A 25,124-nucleotide genomic window follows, 5' to 3' on the forward strand; every position below is an offset into this window, starting at 1 on the left:
TGTTGTCCTCACGCTCAGCTGTAGGGCTCGTTGCGCCAGGTGATCGTCGAGAACAGCATCGTCTTGCCGTCCTTCAGGTTCGACATGGACGAGCGCATCAGGTCGGTCATCACCGGCCAGCGGTAAAAGACGCGCAGCATGTTGATGGTCAGCGCGCCGCCCGGGTTGACGTCGAAATCGCTCGTGTCGATGTCCTTGTCGGCGGTCAGCTTGATGCGCACCTTGGAGGCGGCGTCGAAGGTCGGGAATTCCCGCAGGTCGACTTCCAGCCCGGGGCAGCCGTCGGCGACGATCACGTCGAGCTTGTCGCAGATCATCTTCTTCAGGGCGGCTTCGTTGATGCTGCTCGGCTTGATCTGCCCGGTCCGCAGTTCGCGTGCGACGCTATCGCCGGCGTTTGCCATCACCTGCTGGGCGGCAAACGAGATGCTGCTTTCCAGGATGGCGAAGACGAGCAGGCAGAAGGGAATGGCGAGGCCCGCGAATTCGATGGCCGTCGCGCCCTTCGTGTTGCGGACGAAGCGGCGCAAAAGTCCGTGTCGGCGGGTCTTGCCGTCATCGCTTTCATTCCCCGCCGAATGTGCGATGTTGGTGTTCTTGCCCATGGTCATGCCTTCCGAGAAAAAGTCGGTATGTCCACAAGCTACGCGAGATAGGTTGAAATCCGGTTTTGGGATTGGTCAAAAAATGAAAGCCCGGCGTAACCCGGGCTTAACCATGTCGTTGCGGCGGTGAAAACCGGCGGTCAGTTCGAGGCCGCCATGGCCGCTTCCGACGCGGCAACCGCCTCGTTGCGGAACTCGGCCTCGCAATAGGGCGTGCAGGACATCGTCTGCACCTGGGACCGGCGGTAGACGCGCACCGACTTGACGTGCGAGCGGCGGACAAAGACCTGTTCGTCGACGATGGGAGCGCCCTCCTTGTCGAGGATGACGAGGTTGGTCACGCCAAACCCCTTGCCGGTCAGCACGATGGTGGAAGAGTCCTTCACCGTGACGTCCGCGATCTTCGGTTCGCCGACGACCACCGTGTCGGCGGCCCGGGCAAGCTTGATGATCTTGGCCTGGTTCATCGAGACCTCGATGCCGGCGGGGTCGCCGGCCACGGCTGCACCCGCGGTCATGAGGCCGATACCGGCGGACAGGGCTGCGGCGATGGAAAGGCGACGGATCATGGCAGGAACTCCCGCTGCGATTGAAAACGAACTTGGTGCGAGATTGCCGCAGAATGGTAAACCCGCGGTTAAGTGCGCCTGGCAGCTCGCCCCGGATGTCCTGTCTTTCCGGCCGCTGCGCCGGTCGGCACACCAACGCGGCCTTACGCGCGCGATTCCTGCTTCAGGGTTTGCTGTCGCGGCCAGGCGCTGCCGGCGGGTTTCTGTCAGCGGTCCTTAACCATGGTGCAGGCTGAAATCCGTTCACGATTTGGAAACCGCGTTTCCTAACTGAACCGCAAGAGGTTCCCCGTAGAGTGCCTTCATCCGATGAGCGAAAAAGAACTCACGGATCGGCTGTCAACTAAGACATAAACAAAGGAGCTCTACCATGTCCAAGTTCGTTGCTTTCATGAAGGATGAATCCGGTGCCACGGCCATCGAATACGGCCTGATCGCTGCCCTGATCTCGGTCGCCATCATGGCCACCGTCGGCAACATCGGTTCCAGCCTCAACACGAAGTTCTCTTCGATCAACACCAAGCTGGGCGGCTGATACCAGGTCGCTGCTCTGAAGCGCGACGGGTATACCGTGAAGCATGTGAAGGGCCGTCCCTCCGGGGCGGCCCTTTTCGTTGCGCCGTCTCCCGGCGCCCGGCGCCGCCACTTTTCTCGCCGTTCATGTTTTGGAAACCGACTTTCCTAACCGGACCGCAAGAGGTTCTCCGTAGAGTGCCTCCATCCGATGAGCGCAGAAGACTCACGGAACGGCTGTCAACGACGACATCAACGAAGGAGTATTGTCATGACCAAGTTTGTTGCTTTCATGAAGGACGAATCCGGCGCCACGGCCATCGAATACGGCCTGATCGCTGCCCTGATCTCGGTTGCCATCATGGCCACCGTCGGCAACATCGGCTCCAGCCTGAACACGAAGTTCTCTTCGATCAACACCAAGCTGGGCGGCTGATACCTGGACGCCGCTCGCAAGCGCGGCAGGTATTCCAAGAGACATGCGAAGGGCCGTCCCCATGGGGCGGCCCTTTTGTTCTTCCCGGCGGCCGGCATCGATTTTTGCCTTTGCGCCCGGGCCCGTTTCATCATTGTTTAAGGCGGGTTGGATAGAACGGTATGCAAGTGAAAACGCCAACGAACCGAGGGGCGAGCCGATGCTGGAAGCTGCAATCCTTGTGATCTTTCCCTTCTGCATGGTCTTTGCGGCCATCTCCGACATGCTGTCGATGACCATCGCCAACCGGGTCACGCTGCTGCTCATCGCCGGGTTCGCCGTCATCGCGCCGCTGACCGGCATGCCCTGGACCGACTTCGGCCTGCACTTCCTGCTCGCCGCCCTGGTTCTCGCCATCACCTACGTCCTTTTCGCCCTCGGCCAGATGGGCGGTGGCGATGCCAAGCTCCTGACCGGGACCGTGCTGTGGTTCGGCTTCACGATGCAGACCGCCAACTACCTTCTCTACGCCGCCTTCCTCGGCGGGATGCTGACCCTGGCCATCCTGATGCTGCGCAGCTCGTCGGTGGCGGTCTTCGCCGGCCGTGTCGATTTCCTGCGCCGGATTGCCGACCCCAAGGAAGGCATCCCCTACGGCATCGCCCTTGGCGTGGCGGGCCTTGCCGTCTTCCCGGAAAGCACGCTCGGTGCCTGGGCCCTGGCCTCCATCATCGGCGGCTGACAGGGGCATCATCCGGATCGGATCGAACAGGCCGGGCCGCAAGCCCGGCTTTTTTCGTATTTTACTTAAGTACAGGCCAATCGTTCGTTGCACGGTAACCGGGTATTAATCATCCCGTTAAGCGTCCTGTTAACCATAATTTGACGATTGGGCGTGCACTCTTCCCGGCAAGTAATGGATTCACTGGTGAAGGGGTGCAGCCAAATGAAAACCTCCCAGCTCATAGTTCTGGGTGTTGCCGTGGCCGCGGCGGGCGGTGCGGGCATGATTGCCAAGAAGATGGCGTCGGCCCCTCCGCCGGAGCAGACCGTTGCCATGCCGGCACCGGCCGCGCCCGCCATCGAGCTTACCGATGTCCTGGTCGTCACCCAGGATACGCCGATCGGTTCCGCCCTTGAGGGCCAGCTGCGCTGGCAGGAATGGCCGGTCGATGCGCTGAACCCCGAGTACATCACCCGCGACGTCGAGCCTGACGCGATCGAGAAGCTGAAGGGCGTGGTCGTGCGCTCCGCCGTGTCGGCGGGCGAACCGCTTCGCAAGACGCGTCTCGTCGGCTTCGGCAAGAGCTTCATGTCTTCGATCCTGCCGGCAGGCAAGCGCGCCATCGCGACGCAGATCTCGGCGGACACCTCCGCCGGCGGCTTCATCCTTCCCAATGACTTCGTCGACGTCATCATGACCCGCCGCTCCACCCAGAACGGCAACGAGGGCTTCAAGACGGAAACGATCCTGAAAAACATCCGCGTCCTGGCGATCGACCAGACGATCCAGGAGGACGAGGAAGGCCGCAAGGTCAAGGTCGGCGAGACGGCAACCCTCGAGCTGACCCCGCAGCAGGCCGAGATCATCACCGTGGCCCAGCAGATGGCGGACCGGCTCACGCTGGCCCTGCGATCGGTCGAGGATGCCGACGAGCCCGTCACCGACAGCGCAAACTACCTCGTGTCCTCCGACGGTGACCGCAGCGGGTCCATCCGGATGATCAAGGGCGGCGAACTTTCCGAAGAGGCGACCAAGAAATGACCAGCAATTTCCGTATCCCTCACATCCGGTTCGCGTCCCGGGCAGGCCTGCTTGCCTCCCTGGCCCTGGCCATGGCGGCCACCGCGCTGACGCCCGTCGCGGTTCAGCAGGCTGCCGAGGCGGCGAATGCGCGCGTCTCGGCCTCCACGGCCGTCCAGCGTGTCAAGCTCGGATTGAACAAGTCCCTGGTCATCGACCTTCCGGCCGATGCCTACGACATCCTGGTCGCCAACCCGTCCGTTGCCGACGCCGTCACGCGGACCGCGCGCCGGATCTACCTGTTCGGCAAGCAGGTCGGCGAAACCAACATCTTCGTCTTCGGCGCCAATGGAGAGCAGATCGCCTCGCTCGACCTCAGCATCGAGCGTGACGTCACCGGGCTGGAGGATTACCTCGAGAAATTCCTGCCGGACTCCAACATCAAGGTCGAGCTGATCAACGACAACGTCGTGCTGACCGGCGAGGTCGCCACGCCGCTCGATGCCCAGCGGGCCCAGCAGCTGGCCGAGATCTTCGTCTCCGGCGGTGAAGCGACGACGGGCCAGTATGCCCAGACCGCCACGGGCCAGGCATCCAACGGCGGCGGCGCCGACGTTGCCATCTCGAACCCGGATACGGCACGCCGGTCGTCCAAGATCGTCAACCTGCTGAAGATCGTCGGCGAGGACCAGGTGACGCTGAAGGTCACCGTCGCCGAGATCAGCCGCACGGTGATGAAACAGCTCGGAATGAAGGCGATCGCCAACGGCACCTCGTCGGATGGCATTTCATTCAACTCCATCGCCGACAGCTTCTCCGGCCTCGGCAAGCCGCTGACCAACAACTCCAGCATGCTGGCCGCCAACATCGGTTCGGTCACGCTGCAGAGCTATCTCAACGCCATGGAACAGACCGGTGTCATGAAGACGCTGGCGGAACCGACCCTGACGGCGGTGTCCGGCGAGCAGGCGCAGTTCCGTGTCGGCGGCGAGTTCAACATGGTCACCGGGCGTGACAGCAGCGACACCGGGGTCACCTATACCCTCTCCAAGGTGGAATACGGCATCGGGCTTGAATTCCTGCCCGTGGTCCTGTCGCCCGGCCGCATCAGCCTGAAGATCCGCACCACGGTTTCGGAGCCGACGACCCAGGGGTCGGTGGCCATGGCGGAGACGAACATCATCTCCATCCGCAAGCGCCTCGCCGACACCACGGTCGAGCTCCCGTCCGGCGGATCGATGATGATCGCCGGCCTCATCCAGGACGATGTTCGCCAGAACATCAACGGCATGCCCGGCCTGATGAAGCTGCCGGTGCTCGGAACCTTGTTCCGCAGCCGCTCCTTCGAACGCAACGAGACCGAACTGGTCGTCCTTGTCACGCCGTACCTGACCCGGCCGGTCGCGCGCAACGCGCTCGCCAAGCCGGACGACAATTTCAATCCCGCCAGCGATGGCGCCGGCATCTTCCTTGGCCGCGTCAACCGCGTCTACGGAACCATGAAAACCAACCGTCCGAACGGCCGCTATCACGGCGTGGTCGGCTACATCTACAAGTGATCGGGGGTACGAGTGTCATGTCCGAAGCGAACATGAAAAGAAGCGCAGCCAAGCGTGGTGCGGTCCGGACCGTCCTTCCGGTTCTTGTCCTGGCGGCGGCCACGGCCCTGGGCGGCTGTGCCTCCATGAAGCGGGATCACGTGATCGTCGGCTCGGTGCCGCAGGATTATCGCACCAATCATCCGATCACCATCGCCGAGCGGGAAGCGGTCTACGACGTTCCCGTGGCACAGGATGCCAAGGCGCTCTCGAAGGCCCAGGGAGACGCGATCCGCGGCTTCATGGCCGGCTACGAGCGCAGCAACGGCTCCGAGGTCCGGATCATCGTCCCCGTGGGCTCGCCCAACGCGGTCGGTGCCAGCCGGGTTGCCGGCGACATCGTCAACCTGATGACCCGCCACGGCGTTCCGGCCGGCCGCATCAACACCTACTCCTACGAGGGTGGCAGCGACGGCTATTCCGCGCCGATCCGCATCTCCTACACGCGGCTCATGGCATCCACCGACAAGTGCGGCCGCTGGCCCGACAACCTGTCGGAATCGACGGAAAACCGGAACTACGAGAACTTCGGCTGTTCCTACCAGAACAACCTGGCCGCCCAGGTCGCCAATCCGGCCGACCTGCTCGGACCGCGTCCTGAAGGCGAGATCGACGGGACCCGGCGCGCGGACGTCATCGGCAAGTACGAGACCGGAAAGTCCGGTTTCCAGGCCAACATCAGCTACTGAGCCATGAACGGGTGAAGACGATGGACAATCTGGCATACGATCAGCAACCCGCCGCGGACTACGCCGCGTCAGCCCGCGACATGGCTGAATTGCAGGCCATGCGCCCGGTCCCGCGTGTCTCGATACATGCCTTCTGCGAAACCGAGGGCGTGGCCAAGCCGGTCGAGCGGGCGGCCGAGGACCGGCGCATGGCGCGGGTGAATCTGAAGGTGATGCGCGGCGGTGTCGCCGCCGCCGCCGAGTATTATTCCGCCAATCCGACGCCCAATCTCATCGTCGTCGAAAGCCGGCGGGCGCCGGGCGACATGCTCGCCGAACTGGAGAGCCTCGCGGAGGTCTGCGATCCCTCGACCCGCGTCGTCATCGTCGGCCACTACAACGACGTCGGCCTCTACCGCGAGCTGGTCCGCAACGGCATCTCCGAATACATGGTCGCCCCGATCACGCTGGCCGACATCATGACCGTGGTCTCCAATCTCTTCGTCAACCCGGACGCCGAACCGCTGGGCCGCACGATCGCCTTCGTCGGCGCCAAGGGCGGGGTCGGCTCGTCGACGCTGGCCCACAACGCCGCATGGTCGATCTCGCAGCTCTTCCAGACCGAGACGATCATCGCCGATATGGATCTGCCCTTCGGCACGGCGAACATCAACTTCGACCAGGATCCGGCCCAGGGCATCGCCGAGGCGGTCTTCTCGCCCGAGCGCGTCGACGAGGTCTATCTCGACCGCCTGCTGGCGAAATGCTCGGAGCACCTGTCGCTGCTGGCGGCGCCCTCGACGCTCGACCGAGTCTACGATTTCCCCGAGGACGCCTTCATGTCGGTGGTCGAGGTCGTGCAGCGCACGGCGCCGCTGATCGTGCTCGACGTGCCGCACACCTGGAACGCCTGGACGCGCGACACGCTGGCCCAGGCCGACGAGGTGGTTCTCGTCGCCACGCCCGAACTGGCGAACCTGCGCAACACGAAGAACCTCGTGGATACGCTCAAGCGCATGCGCCCGAACGACAGCCCGCCCAAGCTCATCCTCAACCAGGTCGGTATTCCCAAGCGGCCCGAGATCGAGCCGGCTGACTTCTCCGGACCGCTCGACCTTGATCCGATCGCCATCATCCCGTTCGACCCGCAGCTCTTCGGAACCGCCGCCAACAACGGCCGGATGCTGGGCGAAATGGATGCCAGCCATGCCGTTTCACATACCGTCAACGAAATCGCCCATATCCTGACCGGACGGATGGAAATCCGGAAGAAGGAGAACAAGGGACTGGCGGGCATCCTCGGCAGGTTGGGCAAGAAGAAGTAACGGGACCTTTCCAGGGGATTGGTGGACAGCATGTTTGGAAAAAGAGGCAACGACAGCGGAAACAGGGGTGTGCCGGAATTCCGCGCGCCGGCCCAGGCCGGAGCGGTCCCGAGTGCTCCTTCGTCTTCCCAGCAGGCGCCTGCCGCGGCCAAGCCGCAGGCTCAGGCCAAGTCCGTGCCGCAGAAGGTCGCGCCGCCGCCGGCGCCTGCTCCCGCACGCCCCCAGCGGGAACGCTCCGACGCCTATTATGACACCAAGAGCCAGGTCTTCTCGGCTCTCATCGACACGATCGACCTGTCGCAGCTGGCCAAGCTGGATCCGGAATCGGCCCGCGAGGAAATCCGCGACATCGTCAATGACATCATCGCGATCAAGAATTTCGCGATGTCGATTGCCGAGCAGGAGGAACTGCTCGAGGACATCTGCAACGACGTGCTGGGTTTCGGTCCGCTGGAGCCGCTGCTGGCCCGCGACGACATCGCCGACATCATGGTCAACGGCGCCCAGAACGTCTACATCGAAGTCAACGGCAAGACCGAGAAGACGCCGGTTCGCTTCCGCGACAACCAGCAGCTTCTCAACATCTGCCAGCGCATCGTCAGCCAGGTCGGCCGCCGCGTCGACGAATCGAGCCCGATCTGCGACGCCCGTCTTATCGACGGCTCCCGCGTCAACGTCATCGCGCCGCCGCTGGCCATCGACGGCACCGCGCTCACCATCCGCAAGTTCAAGAAGGACAAGCTGACGCTTGACCAGCTCGTCAAGTTCGGCGCGATTTCCCCGGAAGGGGCCGAGGTTCTCAAGATCATCGGCCGGGTGCGCTGCAATGTCATCATTTCCGGCGGCACGGGCTCCGGCAAGACCACGCTGCTCAACTGCCTGACCAACTACGTCGACAAGGACGAGCGCGTCATAACCTGCGAGGACTCCGCGGAACTGCAGCTCCAGCAGCCCCACGTGGTGCGGCTGGAAACCCGTCCGCCGAACCTCGAGGGAGAGGGCGAGATCACCATGCGTGATCTGGTGAAGAACTGCCTGCGCATGCGACCCGAGCGGATCATCGTCGGCGAAGTGCGCGGATCGGAGGTCTTCGACCTGCTGCAGGCCATGAACACCGGCCACGACGGCTCGATGGGCACCATCCACGCCAACACGCCGCGCGAATGCCTGAACCGAATGGAATCCATGATCGCCATGGGCGGCTTCACGCTGCCGCAACGCACCGTGCGCGAGATCATCGTCGGCTCCGTGGACGTCATCATCCAGGCTGCGCGCCTGCGCGACGGTTCCCGCCGCATCACCCACATCACCGAGGTGATCGGCATGGAAGGCGACATGATCACGACGCAGGATCTCATGCTCTACGACATGAAGGGCGAGGACGCGCACGGCAAGATCATCGGCGAGCATCGCGCCACGGGCATCGGGCGCCCGCACTTCTGGGATCGCGCCCGCTACTACGGCGAGGAAGCGCGCCTCGCCAATGCCTTGTCGGCCATGGAAGAGAAGCAGCACGCCTGATGGGCGGGGCGTTCATGAAAAGAGACCGTCATGTTCGGTATTGATATCACAGTCCTGGCCATCATTGCCCTCGTCGGCCTGTCGGCCGGCGCCGTGGCCTATGCCTTCCTGTTCAACCGGATCGAGAACGAGCGCCAGAGCGGTCGCCGTATCGAGATGGTCAAGCAGGCGGAGACCGATCGCACGGTCGTCAAGGCCACTCGCGACCGCAACCAGGAGGCCGCCCGCCGCCGCAAGAACATCCAGGACACGCTCAAGGAGCTGGAGGAAAAGCAGAAGACCACGACGGCCGCGATGCGCCGGGCACCGCTGAAGATCCAGATCAAGCAGGCGGGCATGGACGTTCCGGTCCAGCGCTTCTACATCATCTCGGTCATCATCGGCGTGGTTGTTGCAGGCGCGGCCGGCATCAGCGGTGCGCTGCCCATGCCCCTCGTCACGGTCCCCGCCATCTTTGCCGCGGCTGCCTTCGGCGTGCCGCGCTGGTTCATCGCCTTCCAGCGGGGACGCCGCGTCAAGAAGTTCCTGGTCGAGTTCCCCAATGCGCTCGACGTCATCGTGCGCGCCGTCAAGTCCGGCCTTCCGATCAACGACGGCATCCGCCTGATCGCCTCCGAGGCGCAGGAGCCGGTCAAGACCGAGTTCCGCCGCATCGTCGAGGCGCAGCAGATCGGCATGTCCATCCCCGAGGCGGCCATGCGCATGCCCGAGACCATGCCGTGCCCGGAAGCAGCCTTCTTCGGCGTGGTCATCCAGATCCAGCAGCAGGCCGGCGGCAATCTGTCGGAAGCGCTGGGCAACCTGTCGCGCGTCCTGCGTGACCGCAAGAAGATGAAGGATCGCGTCCAGGCGCTGGCGATGGAAGCCAAGGCCTCCGCCATCATCATCGGCGCGCTGCCCTTCGTGGTCGCCTTCCTCGTCTACATGTCGAGTCCCAGCTACATCAAGCCGCTGTTCACGACCTCGCAGGGCCACATGCTGCTGGCCGGCGCCGCGGTGTGGATGTCGATCGGCATCTTCATCATGAAGAAAATGATGGACTTTGAGGTCTGATCCATGTCGTCCGATCAAGTCGCAGCCGCCATATTCGACCCCGCATTCCTGATTGCCCTGCTGGTCGCGATCGCGGTCTTCGCCACCATCTTCACCGTCATGCCGTCGCTCGGCGGCAACGAGTTGAAATCGCGCATGAACGCGGTGGCCCTGGAACGTGACGAACTGCGGGCGCGCCAGCGCGCCCAGCTTGCCGCCGAAAGCGACCGCAAGCGCCGCGGCCTGCGCGAGCAGGATGGCGGCGGCATGAAATCCATCGTCGACAAGCTCGACCTGCGCAAGGCGCTGGCCGACGAGAAAACGACCGCGTCATTGCGCATGGCCGGTTTCCGCGGCCAGAACCCGCTCACCAAGTTCCTGTTCTTCCGGCTCGTCCTGCCGGCGGTGGGCTTCGTGATCGTCGGCTTCTACGTCTTCGTCCTCGGCAACCTGACCGACAAGCCGTTCTTCGTCCGGCTTTTCGTCGCCATCCTGGGCGCCTATGCCGGCTTCTATGCACCGGTCATCTACGTCAAGAACCTGGCCTCCAAGCGCCAGCTCTCGATCCGCCGGGCATGGCCCGATGCGCTTGACCTGCTGCTGATCTGCGTGGAATCGGGCATGTCGGTCGAGGCCGCGTTCCGCCGCGTCGCCGACGAGATCGGGGCCCAGTCGATCGATCTCGCCGAGGAATTCGTGCTGACCAATGCGGAACTGTCGTTCCTGCCGGAACGCCGCCAGGCGTTTGACAACCTGGCCAGCCGTACCGGCCTGGACTCGGTGAAGAGCGTGGCGCAGGCCCTGATCCAGGCCGAACGCTACGGTACGCCCGTGGCCCATGCATTGCGCGTGCTGGCCAACGAAAGCCGCGACCATCGCATGAACGAGGCGGAAAAGAAGGCCGCGGCGCTACCGCCCAAGCTGACCGTCCCGATGATCCTGTTCTTCCTGCCGGTGCTGTTCATCGTCATTCTCGGTCCGGCCGGCATCAACATCTCGCAGAAGGGCGGCCTGTTCCCGAACTGACGCTACCGCCTGCAACGAAACCAGAACGAAAAGCCCCGGTGCCTTCCGCCCGGGGCTTTTCCGTTTCGGCAAGGCCGGGCGGTCAGGACAACGGGCGATCCCGGGTCAGTCGCGATCGCCGCGTGTGAGCGGCTCGCCCATCGGGACACACGGGTTGCGGGGGGCAGGGCAGGCGGAGTGTCCGGACGGTTATCCTTCGCAGGCATCTCCCATCAGCGAAGAGGTAGTTGCCATCGAGGCATTGACGCGTCCGGCCTCTGTGCAAACGCGAAACCGGCCCGTGGAGACGGGCCGGCGAAAACGGTCTGCGGATGTCGGCGGCGAACCTCAGTTCGTCGCCTTGTCCTTCTTGTCGGAAAGCTTGGCCCAGCTGTTCTGCTGCGACAGGATCGAGCGCAGGTAGGCGACATTGGCCTTGGCCTGTTCGGGGTCCAGCTCCTGCGAGGCAATCTGCTCGGCTTCCTGGAACCGGCCCTGCAGCCCGACGACGAGTGCCAGGTTCTGCCGCACGCGGCTGTCGGCGCCGGGTGCCTCGGCGGCGCGCCGCATGTAGCTTTCCGCCGTGTTCAGGTCGCCGGAAAGCACGTAGGACATGCCGAGGTTTGAGAGCACCGACGGCTCCTGCGGCTTCAGCGTCAGGGCCTTCTGGTAGAGGGTGCGCGCATCCTCGGTCCGGCCGAGCTGGTCAAGGATGGCCGCTTCCGCTGAAACCAGCCGCCAGTCCGGATATTCCGGCGTCTGTGCCCGGCGCACGGCGTCGAGCGCCGGTTCCAGCTGGCCGGCCGCGGCCAGTGCCTTGCCGTAGGCGGCCAGCACGTCGCGGTCGTTGGCATGGAAGATGGCGGTCTTGCGCATCACGGCCAGGGCCTGGTCGTTGCGGTTCGTCATCATCAGGATCTTGCCATAGGCCATCGCGACGGCCTTGTTCTTGGGATCGCGCGTATAGGCCTTGCCGTAGCTGTCCGTTGCCGCACCGAGCTCTGATTCGTTCATCTGCTCGATCGGCTTTGACAGCCGTGGACCGACGGACCCGGTCGTTATCGACCGGTTGGCACATCCCGCCACGCCCAGCGCAAGGGCGAGAACGCTGGCCGTTGCAAGGCCGGAGAGGCGGAAACGGGTTGGGCGCGTCTTGGAAGTCATGCGGCTCACCTGCTGAATCGATGCCGGCACCGGCCGGTCCCCTTCCCTGTGAGCAATAATCTGTTAACCCTAACAGAGCGTTAATGACCCCGCCCGAAGGAGCCCTCATGCCCGTCTCTCTCGTCGCCGGACCGGTATCCGAAGCCCGTCCCGTCCACTGCATCCGCAAGAAGGAACTGGCATCGTCCGGGCTGGACCCGGCAACGCTCGCCTGGGCCACGGCCAACGGGTTCGAGGGCAGCGAAGGCGAGGTCCTCATCCTGCCGGGCGAGGGCGGGGCGGTCGCCGGCGCGCTCTTCGGTCTCGGCGACGGCATGACCGGCGGTTATGGCGCGCTCGGCTTCGGGGCGCTCGCCAGCCGTCTGCCGGAAGGCACCTGGGCCTTCGCGGCCACACCCGGAAACGCCGATCTCGCCTGCCTCGGCCTGCTGCTCGGCGGCTATGCCTTCACCCGTTACGGCAGGAAGGAGACCCGCGCGCTCACCTTCGTCGCGCCGGATGGCGTGGACGCGGACGCGGTCTCGCGGCGCGCAGCCGCTCACCGCCTGACCCGCGATCTCGTCAACACGCCGGCTTCCGACATGGGGCCGTCCGCGCTGGAGGCGGCCGCCCGCGATCTCGCCGCGCGCCATGGCGCAAGCGTCGCGGTGACAGAAGGGGACGATCTGCTGAGGCAGAACTTCCCCATGATCCATGCCGTCGGCCGCGCGGCTGCCGACGCTCCGCGCCTGATCGATCTGCGCTGGGGCGACGAGGCCGCGCCGAAGGTCACGCTGGTCGGCAAGGGTGTCTGCTTCGATACCGGCGGGCTCGACATCAAGCCGCCCAGTTCCATGCTCAACATGAAGAAGGACATGGGAGGCGCGGCCAACGTGCTGGGGCTTGCCGACATGCTGATGGGCGCGGGCGCGAAAATCCGCCTGCGCGTCCTCATCCCGGCCGTGGAGAATTCCATCGCCGGCAATGCCTTCCGGCCCGGCGACATCCTGCAAAGCCGGCAGGGCCTGACCGTCGAGATCGGCAACACCGATGCGGAAGGCCGCCTGGTCCTCGCCGATGCCCTGACCCTGGCCGGCGAGGAAAGCCCGGACCTGGTGGTCGACATGGCGACGCTCACCGGCGCGGCGCGCGTGGCGCTGGGGCCGGACCTGCCGCCGTTCTACACCGCCGACGAGGCGCTGGCAGGCGCCCTCGCCGAGGCGGCCGGCGACAGGGCCGATCCACTCTGGCGCATGCCGCTCTGGTCGCCCTACGACAAGGATCTGTCCTCCAAGGTGGCTGACATGAACAATGTCACCACCGGGGGCTTCGCCGGCTCGGTGACCGCGGCGCTCTTCCTGCAGCGCTTCGCCGGCGGCGCCAGGAGCTGGGTCCATCTCGACGTTTTCGCCTGGAACCCGGCCGCCCGCCCGCACGGGCCCGTGGGCGGCGAGGCGCAGGGCATCCGCGCGCTGGAAAAGGTGATCCGCGACCGGTTCGGCTGACCTTCCGGCAGCCGTGAAAAACGGATACGGTTCCGAAACATTCAATGCACGGAAACGCCGATGTCCATCCACATGAGGCCGAGCCAGGCCCTGCGCCTGTGGCAGCAGGCGGCGCTCGACGAAGCCGCCGCGGGTCGGCCGGACCTGAGCTTTCGCCAGGCCGCCATCCTGCTGACCATCTATCTCGACCCGCCGCCGCACACCGTGCGCGGCCTTGCCGCGCGTCTCAACGTCACCAAGCCGGTCGTCACCCGCGCGCTTGATACCATGGGCGCGCTCAACCTCGTCTCCCGTCACCGCGATCCCGCCGACCGGCGCAACGTGCTGATCCGGCGCACGGTCGAGGGCTCCCTTTATGTCGAGAGCTTCGGCGACCGGATCGTCGCCCGTGCCGCGGAGTTGCCGCTTTGACCGGGCTGGACCGGAGGCTCAACCTGTTCCGCCCGGACCTTGCCGACGTCCGGCTGCGCGGCCGGGTGCAGGCGGAGCGCTACGGGACCGGCGACCCCGCATCGGTGATCGCGCCCGTCGCCGACGTGAAATCGGCCCCTGACGCGGCGGCCGGAATGGACACGCAGCTCCTGCTCGGCGATGCGGTCGATGTCTTCGAGCGCCGGAACGGATGGGCCTGGGTACAGGCCCGGCGTGATCGCTACGTCGGCTATGTCGCCGAAACGGCCCTTGGCTCGCCTGCCGCCGAACCGACCCACCAGGTTGCCGTACCGCGCACCTTTGCCTATCCCGAGCCGGACATGAAACGGCCGGTCACCCGCTGCCTCTCGATGGGAAGCCGGTTCCGGGAAATCGGCCGTGCCGAAACGCGGGGACTGGCCTACAGCCGCACCGAGGCCGGGGACTGGGTGGTGCTGCCGCACCTCGAACCGGTCGGCGCCACGCCGCCGGCAACCGACTTCGTGGCGGTCGCGGAGAGCCTGCTGCACACGCCCTATCTCTGGGGCGGCACCTCGGGCTTCGGCATCGACTGTTCCGGCCTTGTCCAGCTGTCGCTGCGCATGGCGGGACACGACGTCGTGCGCGATACCGACATGCAGGAGGCCGACCTCGGCGAGCGAATCGGCCAGGCCGACCTGCGCCGTGGCGATCTGGTCTTCTGGAAGGGCCATGTCGCCATCATGCTGGACGGGTCGATGATGATCCATGCCAACGGTCACACCATGACCACGGCGCTGGAACCGCTCGCCGCGGCCATCCTTCGCATCAGCTATCTCTATGGGCAGCCGACGGCCTTCAAGCGGGTGATCTGAAGCAGTTCCGGCGAAGGCGCACACCGGCTTCGCATCCGGATTTTCAATACCCCGCCTGCGGATCGATGACGTTCTCCAGCGGCAGGCCTTCGCGTTGGCGCCTGATCTGGCCCATCACGTAATCGACCACGGAACTGCGTTTTGACCAGGCGGCCGCATGGGGCGTGATGACCAGGTTCGGCGCATCCCAGGCCGGATGGTCCGCTGGCAACGGCTCCGTCTCGAACACGTCCAGCGAGGCGCCGGCCAGCGTCCCGTCCTGCAGCGCCGCGACGACATCGGCATCGACCTGGGTCTTGCCACGCCCGGCATTGATGTAGACCGGTGCGCCGAACACCCCGTCGCGGGCCAGCTTTTCCAGGAAGGCGCGATTGACCAGGCCTTCCGTTTCCGCCGTTCGCGGCAGGAGCGAGACCAGGAAATCCGTCTGGGCGAGGAAGCCGTCCAGTTCGCCCTCGCCGGCAAAACAGGTCATCCCGTCGATTGCCTTGCGCGTCCGGCTCCAGCCGGACAGCCGGAAGCCGAAGGGCTTCAGCTTGGCGGCAGCATCCTGGCCCAGTACGCCCAGCCCCATGAGGCCGACGCGCACGTCCTCCGCGCCCGGTTGCGACAGCGCTCGCCAGGTGTGGTCGCGCTGCTGCATGGCGTAGCGGCCGTGCTGGCGCAGGTGCGCCAGGCATTGCAGCACGATCCATTCGCTCATCCGGTGGGTGAGATCGTCGCCCACGTAGCGCACGATCGGGATCGGCGGCAGCGCAACGCCGGACCGGGTGATGTGATCGACCCCGGCGCCAAGCGAGAACAGCGCGGACATGTGGCCGACCCGGTCCAGCAGCGCCGCATCCGGCGCCCAGACGATGGCATGGCTGCAGGCACGCAGCACGCTGTCCGGCAGGTCCGGCCTGTACCAGTGGACCGTCTCGCCGGGGTAACGCTCCGCAAAGACCGGCAGCCAGTCCTCCGGACTGTCGTCACCCACGGCGACGAGAATGCCCTTGTCGCTCATTGCCCTGCCTCCGAAAGCCTTGCCGCCAGCGCAGCCCGGTCCTGCGCCGCGAACCAGTTGAGCGCCAGCAGCGCGAAGCCGTTTCGGAACGTCCCGGCCCGGGCCGCGTCGAGCGCTTCCTCGACCGGCACCGCGAGCGGCTGGATGTCTTCGTCCTCGTCCTCGCCGGCCGTCTGCGGCAGGTTGGCGCTGTCCACCCCCGCCAGGAAGAGGTAGGCGTGTTCGGTGGTGATGCCCGGCGAGGGCAGGAACTCCAGGCACGGTATCATCGCCGTTGCTGCAAGCCCGGTTTCCTCTTCCAGTTCGCGCCGTGCCGATGCGGCGGGCGCCTCGCCATCCTCCACGCCACCGGCGACGATTTCGACCAGCGAGCCGATCCCGGTCGCCAGGTGGGCCGCCGCCCGGTACTGGCGGATGAGCACGAGACGGTCGCGCCCGGGGTCCCAGGCGATGACCGCGGCCACTTTCGCGCCCTCGTGGATGTCGCGCGTCATCGCGTTGCTCCAGCCGCCATCGTGCATGCGGTGGCGGAGCACGAAACGCACCATCCGCCGGAAGCCCTCTGAGAGCACGCTGCGACCGCTGATCTCGGTCTCGACCGGCCGGTCTTCGAGGGACATGCCGGTCACTGGCTGACCACGCCGGCAGGCGCCGTCTCGATATTGAAGGCCGCGGCGATCAGCGCGCGCGTGTAATCAGTCTGCGGGTTCTCGAAGATCTGGTCCGCCGGCCCGTATTCCACCACGCGGCCGTTGCGCATCACCACCACGTCGTTCGCCAGCGCCCGCACGACCTTGAGGTCGTGGCTGATGAACAGGTAGGCGAGATCGTGCCGCTTCTGCAGGTCGCGCAGCAGGTCCACCACCTGCGCCTGCACGCTCATGTCCAGCGCCGACGTCGGCTCGTCCAGCATGACGAAACGCGGGTTCAGCACCATGGCGCGCGCGATCGCGATGCGCTGGCGCTGGCCGCCGGAAAACTCGTGCGGGTACCGGTGCCGGCTTTCCGGTTCCAGCCCCACTTCCTTGAGGACCGACACCACGCGGGCGTCGCGTTCGGCGCGGTTCAGGTCGGGGAAGTGGATCGCCATGCCTTCCTCGATGATCTCCGAGATCGACATGCGCGGGCTGAGCGATCCGTAGGGATCCTGGAACACGATCTGGAGCTGCGAGCGCAGCGGCCGCATGTCCTTGAAGGAATAGCCGTCGATCCGCTTGTCCTCGAAGGTGATGGCGCCCTGCGACGAGATCATGCGCGAGAGCGCCAGGCCGAGCGTGGTCTTGCCCGAGCCCGATTCGCCGACGACGCCGAGCGTCTGGCCGGCCTTCACCGTCACGTCGATACCGTCGACGGCCTTCACGTGGTCGACGACCTTGCGGAAGAAGCCTTCCTTGATCGGGAACCAGACCTTGACCTGCTCGCCCTTCATCACCGTTGCCGCCGAGGCGTCCCCCCGGGGCGGCTTGCCCTTCGGTTCCGCGGCCAGCAGGTGGCGGGTGTAGTCGTGTTGCGGGTTCTCGAAGATCTCGCGCGTCGGGCCGCTCTCGACGATCTTGCCCCCGGTCATCACGCAGACCCGGTCGGCGATCTTGCGTACGATGCCGAGGTCGTGGGTGATGAACAGCATCGACATCTTGTGCTGCGTCTTCAGCCGGTCGAGCAGTTCCAGGATCTGCGCCTGCACCGTCACGTCCAGTGCCGTCGTCGGCTCGTCGGCGATCAGGAGGCGCGGCTCGTTGGCCAGCGACATGGCGATCATCACGCGCTGGCGCTGGCCGCCGGACAATTGGTGCGGATAGGAGCCGAGGCGCTTCTCCGGTTCACGGATGCCGACCTGGTTCAGCAGTTCCAGCACGCGCGCGCGGGCGCTGGCGTCGTCCATGCCCTGGTGCAGCTTCAGCACTTCCGCGATCTGCTTCTCGATCGTGTGCAGCGGGTTGAGCGACGTCATCGGCTCCTGGAAGATCATCGAGATCTCGTTGCCGCGCACGCGCATCAGGTCGCGCTCGTCGTGGTCGAGCAGGTCCTCGCCCTCGAACAGGATCCGCCCGGACGGGTGGCTCGCCGCCGGGTAGGGCAGCAGCTTGAGCACCGACAGCGCGGAGACCGACTTGCCGGAACCCGATTCGCCGACCAGCGCCACGGTCTCGCCGTGCTTGATGTCGAACGAGATGTGATCGACCGCCAGCACGTCCTTGCCGCCGGCCTTGAAGGCCACGGCGAGGTTCTCGACGGAAAGCAGGGGGGCGTCGCTCATCGGAAGGTCTTCCTCGGGTCGAAGGCGTCGCGCGTTGCCTCTCCGACGAAGATCAGCAGCGACAGCATCAGCGAGATGACCACGAAGCCGGTAAAGCCGAGCCAGGGCGCCTGCAGGTTTTCCTTGCCCTGCGCCAGCAGTTCGCCGAGCGACGCCGAGCCGGGCGGCAGGCCGAGGCCGAGGAAGTCCAGCGAGGTCAGCGAGGTGATCGAGCTGTTGAGGATGAACGGCAGGAAGGTCAGCGTCGCCACCATGGCATTGGGCAGCAGGTGGCGGAACATGATCGTCCGGTTGGAAACGCCGAGCGCCCGCGCCGCGTTGACATATTCGAAGTTGCGCGCGCGCAGGAATTCCGCCCGTACCACGCCGACGAAGGACACCCAGGAGAACATCAGCATGATGCCGAGCAGGATCCAGAAACCGGGCGGCAGCACCGAGGCGATGATCAGGATGAGGAACAGCACCGGGATGGACGACCAGATCTCGATGAAGCGCTGGAACAGCAGGTCGACCCAGCCGCCGAAATAGCCCTGGACCGCGCCGGCGCTTACGCCGAGGATGGCGGAGAAGAACGTCAGGCTGAGCCCGAACAGGACCGAGATGCGGAACCCGTAGATCACCCGGGCCAGCACGTCGCGCGCCTGGTCGTCGGTGCCGAGCCAGTTCCAGTTGCCCATGTTGCAATTGGGGTCGTTCACGCCCTCGGTATACTGCTTGCAGCGCTCTTCCGGCGTGTACAGCCACGACGGCTTGGCCGGCGCGGCCTGCGGGATCTCCCGGTTCACCGTGCGGTAGTTGTAGCGCACCGGCGGCCAGATCATCCAGCCGTTCGACTGGATCTCGTCCTGGATCACCGGGTCCCGGTAGTCGGTGACGGCCAGGAAGCCGCCGAACTTCTCTTCCGGGTAGTCGACCAGCACCGGCGCCAGGATCTCGCCCTTGTAGGACACCAGCAGCGGCTTGTCGTTGGCCACGAACTCGGCGAACAGCGAGACGATGAACAGCACTAGGAACAGCCAGAGCGACCAGTAGCCGCGCTTGTTGGCCTTGAAGTTCTGCCAGCGCCGCTGGTTGAGCGGCGACAGGAAGGGCCGCTTTCCCGGCGCCGTGGTGTCGCGTGACGAGACGGCGGTATCGCTCATGTCAGACATCCCTCCGCTCGAAGTCGATCCTGGGATCGATCCAGGTATAGGTGAGGTCGGATATCAGCCCGACCAGCAGCCCCATCAGCGAGAAGATGTAGAGCGTGGCGAAGACGACCGGGTAGTCGCGGTCGAGCACCGACTTGAAGCCGAGCAGGCCGAGCCCGTCCAGCGAGAAGATCTGCTCGATCAGCAGGGAACCGGTGAAGAAGGCCGTGATGAAGGCGCCGGGAAAGCCGGCGATGATGATCAGCATGGCGTTGCGGAAGACATGGCCGTAGAGCACCTGCCGTTCGCCCAGCCCCTTGGCCCGGGCCGTCACCACGTACTGTTTCTTGATCTCGTCGAGGAAGGAGTTCTTCGTCAGCAGCGTCAGCGTGGCGAACTGCGACAGCACCATGGCGGTGATCGGCAGCGTGATGTGCCAGAGATAGTCGAGGATGCGGGCGGGCCAGGACAACTGGTCCCAGTTTTCCGACGTCAGGCCCCGCAGCGGGAAGAAATCCCAGTAGGAGCCGCCGGCAAACAGCACGATCAGCAGCACCGCGAACAGGAAGCTCGGGATGGCGTAGCCGACGATGATGACCGCGGAGGTCCAGATGTCGAACGGCGAGCCGTCCTTCACTGCCTTGCGAATGCCGAGCGGGATCGAGATGGAGTAGGAGATCAGCGTCAGCCACAGGCCGAGCGAGATCGACACCGGCATCTTTTCCAGGATCAGGTCGATGACCGAGGTGGAGCGGAAATAGCTCTCGCCGAAATCGAAGCGGGCGTAGTTCCACAGCATCATGCCGAAGCGCTCGTACCACGGCTTGTCGAATCCGAACTGCTTTTCGAGCTGCTTGATGAACTCCGGGTCGAGACCCTGCGCGCCGCGGTATTTCGACGAGACGTCGCCGCCGCCCGAATCGAAGCCCTGGTTCTGGCCGCCGAAATCGCCGCCGCCGCCGGAAATCCGGTCCGTTGCGCTGCCGCCCTGGCCGGTCAGCTGGGCAATCACCTGTTCCACCGGTCCGCCGGGGGCGAACTGGATCACCGCGAAGGAGACGGCCATGATGCCGAACAGCGTCGGGATCATCAGCAGCAGTCGCCTGAGAATATAGGCGCCCATCAGGCCGCACCCCGCTTCGTCATGGTCCGCCGTGCCGGATCAAGCCTTGCCAATCGCCCGCGCCTTCTCTTCGTCCATCCACCACAGCCGCTCGGGCGAAAACCCGTAGTCCGGCTTGTTTTCGTCGAATCCGAACATGTCCCAGTAGGCTGTCCGGTGATTCGCAGCATGCCAATTTGGAATCCAGTCTCGCCGCGCGCGCAAGACCCGGTCGAGCGCCCGCATGGCAATGGTCAGGTCCTCGCGGCTCTTCGCGGCGCCAACCGAGTCCAGCAGTGCATCCACCGCCGGGTCTGCTGTGCCCGGCAGGTTGCGCGTTCCCGGCGCCGCCGCGGCTTCGGCGGAAAAGATCAGCGCCAGGCCCTCCCGGGTCGGCGTGGCACCATGGTTGAGCGCGATGCCCACCATGTCGAAATCGTAGTCGCGCAGCCGCGTCTCGAACTGCGAGGCATCGACCATGCGCGAGGCCGCGTCGAAGCCGACCGCCCGCAGGTTCTCGATGAAGGGCTGCAGCACGCGTACGAAGGTCTGGTCGCGGACGAGGATCTCCAGCGTCAGCGTCTTGCCGGTGGCATCGGCCAGCATCCCTTCGCTGGTGCGCCGGAAACCCATGTCCCCGAGCAGCCGCGCGGCCTGCGAGAGAAGCCGCCGGTCGCGCCCCGATCCGTCCGAGACGGGCATGGTCACCGGGTCGCCAAAGACCTCCTCCGGCAACCCCTCGCGCAGTGGTTCCAGCAGGCGCAGTTCGGCATCCGATGGCGGCCCTTCGGCGATGAAGTCGGAGCCGGTGAAAAGCGATTGAGAGCGCTCGTAGGAGCCGTAGAAAAGCTTCTCGCGCGTCCACTCGAAATCGAAGCACAGGTTGATCGCTTCCGCCATGCGCCGGTCCGCGAGGTGCGGCCGCCGGCGGTTGACCGCCCAGCCCTGCATGGAGGCGAATTTCTCCCGGTCGAAGGTCCGCTTCACCACCTTGCCTTCGGCGAGCGCCGGGAAATCGTACTCGGTGGCCCAGGTCTTGGAGGTGAATTCCTCCCGGAACAGCGTGATGCCCTTCTTGAAGGCCTCGAACCCGGCCTGCCGGTCGCGGTAATAGTCGATGCGGATGCGGTCGAAATGGAACTGGCCGCGCATCACCGGCAGGTCGCGGCCCCAGTAGTCCGGTACGCGCTCGTATTCCACGAAGAGGCCGGCCTGGGCTTCCGCCACGCGGTAGGGGCCCGACGCCATCAGTGCCGTCATCCGGGTCTGGTCGAAGGCCATGCCGTCGAAAAAGGCCTTCTGCAGGATCGGGAAGGTGGCCGCCGTCAGGATGGTGCGGTCGGACTGGCTGCCCGAGAAGACGAGATCGACCGTGAACGGGTCGACGGCCTCGGCCCTGACCAGTTCGCGCAGCGGCTGGCTCAGCGCCGGATGGGCCTCCGGCGTCTTGAAGGTCATGTAGGTGAAGACCACGTCGTCGGCGGTCACCGGCGCGCCGTTGTGGAAGCGGGCCTGGTCGCGAAGCCGGAAGCGGTAGCGGTTGCGGTCGGGCGAAATGGTCACGCTCTCGGCCAGCAGCCCGTAGATGGCGTCCGGTTCGTCCAGCGCGCGCTCCATCAGCGAATCGAAGCACAGCTCCATGCGCATGGGCGCATTGCCCCGGAAGGTGAAGCTGTTCAGCGTGTCGAAGGTCTGGGCGCCCTGGTTGTAGGCCCAGTTGGGCGGCGAGAAGTTGAACGTGCCGCCGGACGGGGCACCCGGGTCGGCGTAGTCGAACTGCTCGAACCCCGGCGGATATTTGAAGCTGCCGAAGGCCGACAGCCCGTGCAGCGGCTCGTTGTCCGGCAGGGCGGCGAGGCCCGGCAGCGGCAGGAGGGGCATCGCCGCCGCCGATCCGGCAAGCGTCAGGAAGCGCCGGCGCGTCGTCTCGTGCGCCATGCCGGTCAGCCTTCCTTCTGGATGCGCGCGGCCTTGTCGGCATCCCACCACCAGACGGTCGGGAAGCCGTTGCTGTATTCCGGCAGCGGATCGGGCCGGCCGAAGCGGTCCCAGTAGATCATCCGGTCATAGGGATAATACCACTGCGGGATCACGTAGTTGTGGTGCAGCAGCGCCCGGTCCAGCGCCCGCGTCGCTGCCACCAGCGTGTCGCGGTCCTTGGCGAAGATCACCTCGTCGATCAGCCGGTCGATGCCGTCGTCGGCGATGCCGGCGAAATTGCGCGACCCTTCCCGGTCCTTCGATTCCGATCCCCAGTAGTTGCGCTGCTCGTTGCCCGGCGACAGGCTCTGGCCCCAGGTGCTGATGATCATGTCGTAGTCGAAGGCGCGCCAGCGGTTGATGTAGGAGGAGGTCTCGATCTCGCGGTAGCTCGCGTCGATGCCGATCTTGCGCAGGTTGTCGACGTAGGGCAGCACGATCTTGTCGAAGTTGCGCCCCGAGATGTCGAGGATCTCGAAGGTCAGCGGCTCGCCCGTCTCGGTATGAACCATCTTGCGGTCCGTGATCGCATAGCCCGCCTCGCGCAGCAGCCGGACCGCCTCGCGCAGGTTGTTGCGCAGCTTGGCGTCGGTGCCGGCCACCGGGTTGCTGTAAACCTCGGTGAACACGGTCTCCGGCACCAGCTCGCGGTATTTCTCGAGGATCTCGAGTTCCTTGCCCTGCGGCAAGCCGGAAGACGCCAGTTCCGTTCCCGCGAAGTAGCTGTCGTTGCGCAGGTACAGGTCGTAGAGCACGGTCCGGTTCGTGGTCTCGAAATCGAAGGCGAAGTTGAGTGCCCGGCGCACCCGCCAGTCCTGGAACTTCTTGCGCCGCAGGTTGGGCACGAAGGCCTGCATCGAGCCCGACGCGCGGTCCGGGAAGGTCTCCAGCTTGACGAAACCCTTGGCACGGCCCGGGAACAGCGACGGCTCGTAGGCCGTCACCCAGTTCTTGGCCGAGTTCTCGAGCCGGAAGTCATAGGCATCCGCCTTCAGCGCCTCCACGATCACTGCGCCGTCGCGATAATACTCGTAGGCGATCTCGTCGAAGTTGTTCTGCCCGACATTCGAGGGCAGGTCGGCGCCCCAGTAGTCCTTGACCCGTTCGAAGGTGATCGACCGTCCCGCATCCACCTTGCCGATCCGGTAGGGGCCGGATCCCAGCGGCGGTTCCAGCGTGCTCTGGGCCACGTCGCGCTGCTTGCCGTCGGCGCCGGTGCCTTCCCACCAGTGCTTTGCCAGCACCATGAGCTGGCCCATGATGTGCGGCAGTTCCCGGTTGCCGCGCACGTTGAACAGGAAGGTGACCTCGCCGTCGCCGGAGACCTCCGCCTTGACGACGTTGCGATAGTAGAAGCGCACCTGCGGGTTCAGCTCGACCTGTTTCTCGAAGCTCCACACCACGTCGTCGGCGGTCACCGGCTTGCCATCATGCCAGCGCGCCTTGGGGTTCATCCGGAAGGATACCCAGGAAAAGTCGGCCGGGTAGCGGATCGCCTCGGCCAGCAGGCCGTATTCTGCGGAAATGTTCAGCTCGTCGAGGCTGGACACCATCAGCGTCTCGAACACGAGCCCGAGCCCGGTGGCGGCCTCGCCCTTGGTCGGAACAGGGTTGAACGTGTCGAACGATCCCATCGAGGCCAGCCGCGCCCGGCCGGTCTTCGGCGCGTCCGCATTGACGTAGTCGAAGCGGCTGAAGCCTTCCGGGTATTTCGGCGTGCCGGTGAGCGCCGTGGCGTGGTGCCAGGCCTCGGCGTCGCGCGCCGCGGCATCGGGCAGGGCAGGGTTCTCGATCGGCGTTTCCTGCGCCGCCGCGCGGCGCATGGCGAGCGGCATGAGCGCGGCCGAAATCAGCAGATTGCGGCGGGTCAGGAGGAGATTGGGAAATGCCATGAGTTGCCTGTCCTTCCATGCCTTGGCCATTGGTGGAAAGCGCGCCCGCAAACGCGCTGATCACGTTTCGTAACCTATGGCTTTTTGTGGCGATTGAAAGAGCGGCAAGCCCTTCCAACATGACAGGAACATTAAAAAAGCCGGCTGCGAGGCCGGCTTCTTTCAAATCGTCGTGATGGGGCGGACCTTACTCGGTCTTGCCCTCGGCCGGGGCCGCGTTCGCGTCGCCAGCCGCCGGAGCCGCGGCCGCATCGCCGTTGGCGGCCGGTGCCGCGGCATCGCCTGCGGCCGGCAGCGGGTAGGGCGTGTCTTCCTGCGTGCGCAGCCAGGCCAGCAGGTTGGCGCGGTCCTCCACCTTCTTCAGGCCGGCGAAGCCCATGGCGGTTCCGCTGATGTATTTCTTCGGAGCGGCCAGGAAGTGGTTCAGGTGGTCATAGTCCCAGACCAGCGACTGGCCCTGGGAGAACTCCTGCATGGAGCCCGAGTAGGAGAAGCCCTCGTGGCTGGCGATCGGCCGGCCGACGACGCCCCAGAGGTTCGGGCCCACCTTGTTGGCGCCGCCCTTGTCCACGGTGTGGCACGCGGCGCACTTCTTGAAGACCTTCTCGCCTTCGGCCGGATCGGCGCTGGCCAGCAGCGGGGCCACCGGCTCCGGACCGGTGTCCTTGGCTTCGCCCCCGGTGTTCTCAGCGCCGCCCTCCGCGGCCTGGATCACGTAGCCCGGCTGTTCCGGGTCATGCGATTCGAAGATCGCATCGGATGCAATGCTCAGCGAGAAAACCACGAAAACGGTTCCCAGCGTCGCGCCGATGAATTTGTTGAGTTCGAAAGAGTCCATGTCCCAGAGGC

At 65.4% G+C, this 25,124-nt stretch carries 24 protein-coding genes; 13 read left to right on the forward strand and 11 right to left on the reverse strand.

Annotated elements, in window-relative coordinates:
• Positions 1-14: 14 nt before the first annotated feature.
• Together CSC94_RS03610 and CSC94_RS03615 are read right to left on the reverse strand one after the other, a co-directional pair.
• Positions 15-605: a TadE/TadG family type IV pilus assembly protein gene (locus CSC94_RS03610; RefSeq protein WP_099303777.1), complete on the reverse strand. Its 591-nt coding sequence runs from the start codon at positions 603-605 to the stop codon at positions 15-17.
• 140 nt (positions 606-745) lie between these two features.
• Positions 746-1,174 (reverse strand): pilus assembly protein N-terminal domain-containing protein, encoded by a 429-nt coding sequence (locus CSC94_RS03615; protein WP_425356497.1) that lies wholly within the window; start codon positions 1,172-1,174, stop codon positions 746-748.
• A gap of 370 nt (positions 1,175-1,544) precedes the next feature.
• Between CSC94_RS03615 and CSC94_RS03620 the strand changes: the two genes are divergently transcribed.
• The 10 genes from CSC94_RS03620 to CSC94_RS03665 all read left to right on the forward strand — a co-directional run bounded on the left by CSC94_RS03620 (position 1,545) and on the right by CSC94_RS03665 (position 11,016).
• The gene (locus CSC94_RS03620; protein WP_099303779.1) at positions 1,545-1,709 is read left to right on the forward strand and encodes a Flp family type IVb pilin; all 165 of its coding nucleotides are present in this window, start codon (positions 1,545-1,547) and stop codon (positions 1,707-1,709) included.
• Positions 1,710-1,958: 249 nt separating this feature from the next.
• Entirely contained in the window at positions 1,959-2,123 is a 165-nt protein-coding gene (locus CSC94_RS03625; protein ID WP_099303781.1) for a Flp family type IVb pilin, read from the forward strand.
• A gap of 199 nt (positions 2,124-2,322) precedes the next feature.
• Entirely contained in the window at positions 2,323-2,844 is a 522-nt protein-coding gene (locus CSC94_RS03630) for an A24 family peptidase (RefSeq protein ID WP_099303783.1), read from the forward strand.
• A gap of 204 nt (positions 2,845-3,048) precedes the next feature.
• Positions 3,049-3,867, forward strand: a complete 819-nt coding sequence (gene cpaB, locus CSC94_RS03635; RefSeq protein WP_099303785.1) for a Flp pilus assembly protein CpaB — start codon at positions 3,049-3,051, stop codon at positions 3,865-3,867.
• Positions 3,864-5,405, forward strand: a complete 1,542-nt coding sequence (locus CSC94_RS03640; RefSeq protein ID WP_099303787.1) for a type II and III secretion system protein family protein — start codon at positions 3,864-3,866, stop codon at positions 5,403-5,405. The genes cpaB and CSC94_RS03640 overlap by 4 nt, the downstream gene beginning before the upstream one ends.
• A gap of 32 nt (positions 5,406-5,437) precedes the next feature.
• On the forward strand, positions 5,438-6,133 hold the full coding sequence (locus CSC94_RS03645; protein ID WP_245408239.1) for a CpaD family pilus assembly protein: 696 nt from the start codon (positions 5,438-5,440) through the stop codon (positions 6,131-6,133).
• Between the two features lie 20 nt (positions 6,134-6,153).
• The gene (locus tag CSC94_RS03650) at positions 6,154-7,437 is read left to right on the forward strand and encodes a CpaE/TadZ family protein (protein ID WP_099303791.1); all 1,284 of its coding nucleotides are present in this window, start codon (positions 6,154-6,156) and stop codon (positions 7,435-7,437) included.
• Positions 7,438-7,467: 30 nt separating this feature from the next.
• Positions 7,468-8,958: a TadA family conjugal transfer-associated ATPase gene (locus CSC94_RS03655; RefSeq protein WP_099303793.1), complete on the forward strand. Its 1,491-nt coding sequence runs from the start codon at positions 7,468-7,470 to the stop codon at positions 8,956-8,958.
• Positions 8,959-8,988: 30 nt separating this feature from the next.
• Positions 8,989-10,011, forward strand: a complete 1,023-nt coding sequence (locus CSC94_RS03660) for a type II secretion system F family protein (RefSeq protein ID WP_099303795.1) — start codon at positions 8,989-8,991, stop codon at positions 10,009-10,011.
• A 3-nt stretch (positions 10,012-10,014) separates the two neighbouring features.
• Positions 10,015-11,016, forward strand: coding sequence for a type II secretion system F family protein (locus tag CSC94_RS03665; RefSeq protein WP_099303797.1), 1,002 nt, complete (start codon positions 10,015-10,017; stop codon positions 11,014-11,016).
• A 327-nt stretch (positions 11,017-11,343) separates the two neighbouring features.
• On the opposite strand, the gene CSC94_RS03670 is transcribed toward CSC94_RS03665, so the two are convergent.
• Positions 11,344-12,159, reverse strand: coding sequence for a tetratricopeptide repeat protein (locus CSC94_RS03670; protein WP_099304030.1), 816 nt, complete (start codon positions 12,157-12,159; stop codon positions 11,344-11,346).
• 107 nt (positions 12,160-12,266) lie between these two features.
• Here CSC94_RS03670 and CSC94_RS03675 point away from each other — a divergent pair, with 107 nt between their 5' ends.
• Genes CSC94_RS03675 through CSC94_RS03685 form a run of 3 tightly spaced genes read left to right on the forward strand, consistent with a single transcriptional unit; the run spans position 12,267 to position 14,908 of the window.
• Positions 12,267-13,643: a leucyl aminopeptidase family protein gene (locus CSC94_RS03675; protein ID WP_099303799.1), complete on the forward strand. Its 1,377-nt coding sequence runs from the start codon at positions 12,267-12,269 to the stop codon at positions 13,641-13,643.
• A gap of 60 nt (positions 13,644-13,703) precedes the next feature.
• The gene (locus CSC94_RS03680) at positions 13,704-14,054 is read left to right on the forward strand and encodes a MarR family winged helix-turn-helix transcriptional regulator (protein ID WP_099303801.1); all 351 of its coding nucleotides are present in this window, start codon (positions 13,704-13,706) and stop codon (positions 14,052-14,054) included.
• Positions 14,051-14,908, forward strand: coding sequence for a C40 family peptidase (locus CSC94_RS03685; RefSeq protein WP_099303803.1), 858 nt, complete (start codon positions 14,051-14,053; stop codon positions 14,906-14,908). The genes CSC94_RS03680 and CSC94_RS03685 overlap by 4 nt, the downstream gene beginning before the upstream one ends.
• A gap of 43 nt (positions 14,909-14,951) precedes the next feature.
• Here CSC94_RS03685 and CSC94_RS03690 read toward each other — a convergent pair whose 3' ends face one another.
• From CSC94_RS03690 to CSC94_RS03725, 8 genes are all read right to left on the reverse strand, one after another.
• Positions 14,952-15,914: a 2-hydroxyacid dehydrogenase gene (locus CSC94_RS03690; protein ID WP_099303805.1), complete on the reverse strand. Its 963-nt coding sequence runs from the start codon at positions 15,912-15,914 to the stop codon at positions 14,952-14,954.
• Complete coding sequence (locus tag CSC94_RS03695; RefSeq protein WP_133122813.1) at positions 15,911-16,534, reverse strand: NUDIX domain-containing protein; 624 nt, start codon at positions 16,532-16,534, stop codon at positions 15,911-15,913. The genes CSC94_RS03690 and CSC94_RS03695 overlap by 4 nt, the downstream gene beginning before the upstream one ends.
• 5 nt (positions 16,535-16,539) lie before the next feature.
• Positions 16,540-18,171 carry an ABC transporter ATP-binding protein gene (locus CSC94_RS03700; RefSeq protein WP_099303809.1) on the reverse strand — a complete coding sequence of 544 codons (1,632 nt, stop codon included), beginning with the start codon at positions 18,169-18,171 and terminating at the stop codon, positions 16,540-16,542.
• A complete protein-coding gene (locus tag CSC94_RS03705; protein WP_099303811.1) occupies positions 18,168-19,313 on the reverse strand; it encodes an ABC transporter permease in 1,146 nt (381 codons plus the stop codon). The genes CSC94_RS03700 and CSC94_RS03705 overlap by 4 nt, the downstream gene beginning before the upstream one ends.
• 1 nt (position 19,314) lies before the next feature.
• Positions 19,315-20,424 (reverse strand): microcin C ABC transporter permease YejB, encoded by a 1,110-nt coding sequence (locus tag CSC94_RS03710; protein WP_099303813.1) that lies wholly within the window; start codon positions 20,422-20,424, stop codon positions 19,315-19,317.
• A 39-nt stretch (positions 20,425-20,463) separates the two neighbouring features.
• Positions 20,464-22,341 (reverse strand): extracellular solute-binding protein, encoded by a 1,878-nt coding sequence (locus tag CSC94_RS03715; RefSeq protein WP_099303815.1) that lies wholly within the window; start codon positions 22,339-22,341, stop codon positions 20,464-20,466.
• A 5-nt stretch (positions 22,342-22,346) separates the two neighbouring features.
• Entirely contained in the window at positions 22,347-24,275 is a 1,929-nt protein-coding gene (locus CSC94_RS03720) for an extracellular solute-binding protein (RefSeq protein ID WP_245408240.1), read from the reverse strand.
• 187 nt (positions 24,276-24,462) lie between these two features.
• Positions 24,463-25,113, reverse strand: coding sequence for a c-type cytochrome (locus CSC94_RS03725; protein WP_099303817.1), 651 nt, complete (start codon positions 25,111-25,113; stop codon positions 24,463-24,465).
• Positions 25,114-25,124: the final 11 nt, after the last annotated feature.

The sequence above is a fragment of the Zhengella mangrovi genome (genome assembly GCF_002727065.1).
Taxonomy (GTDB): Bacteria; Pseudomonadota; Alphaproteobacteria; order Rhizobiales; family Rhizobiaceae; genus Zhengella; species Zhengella mangrovi.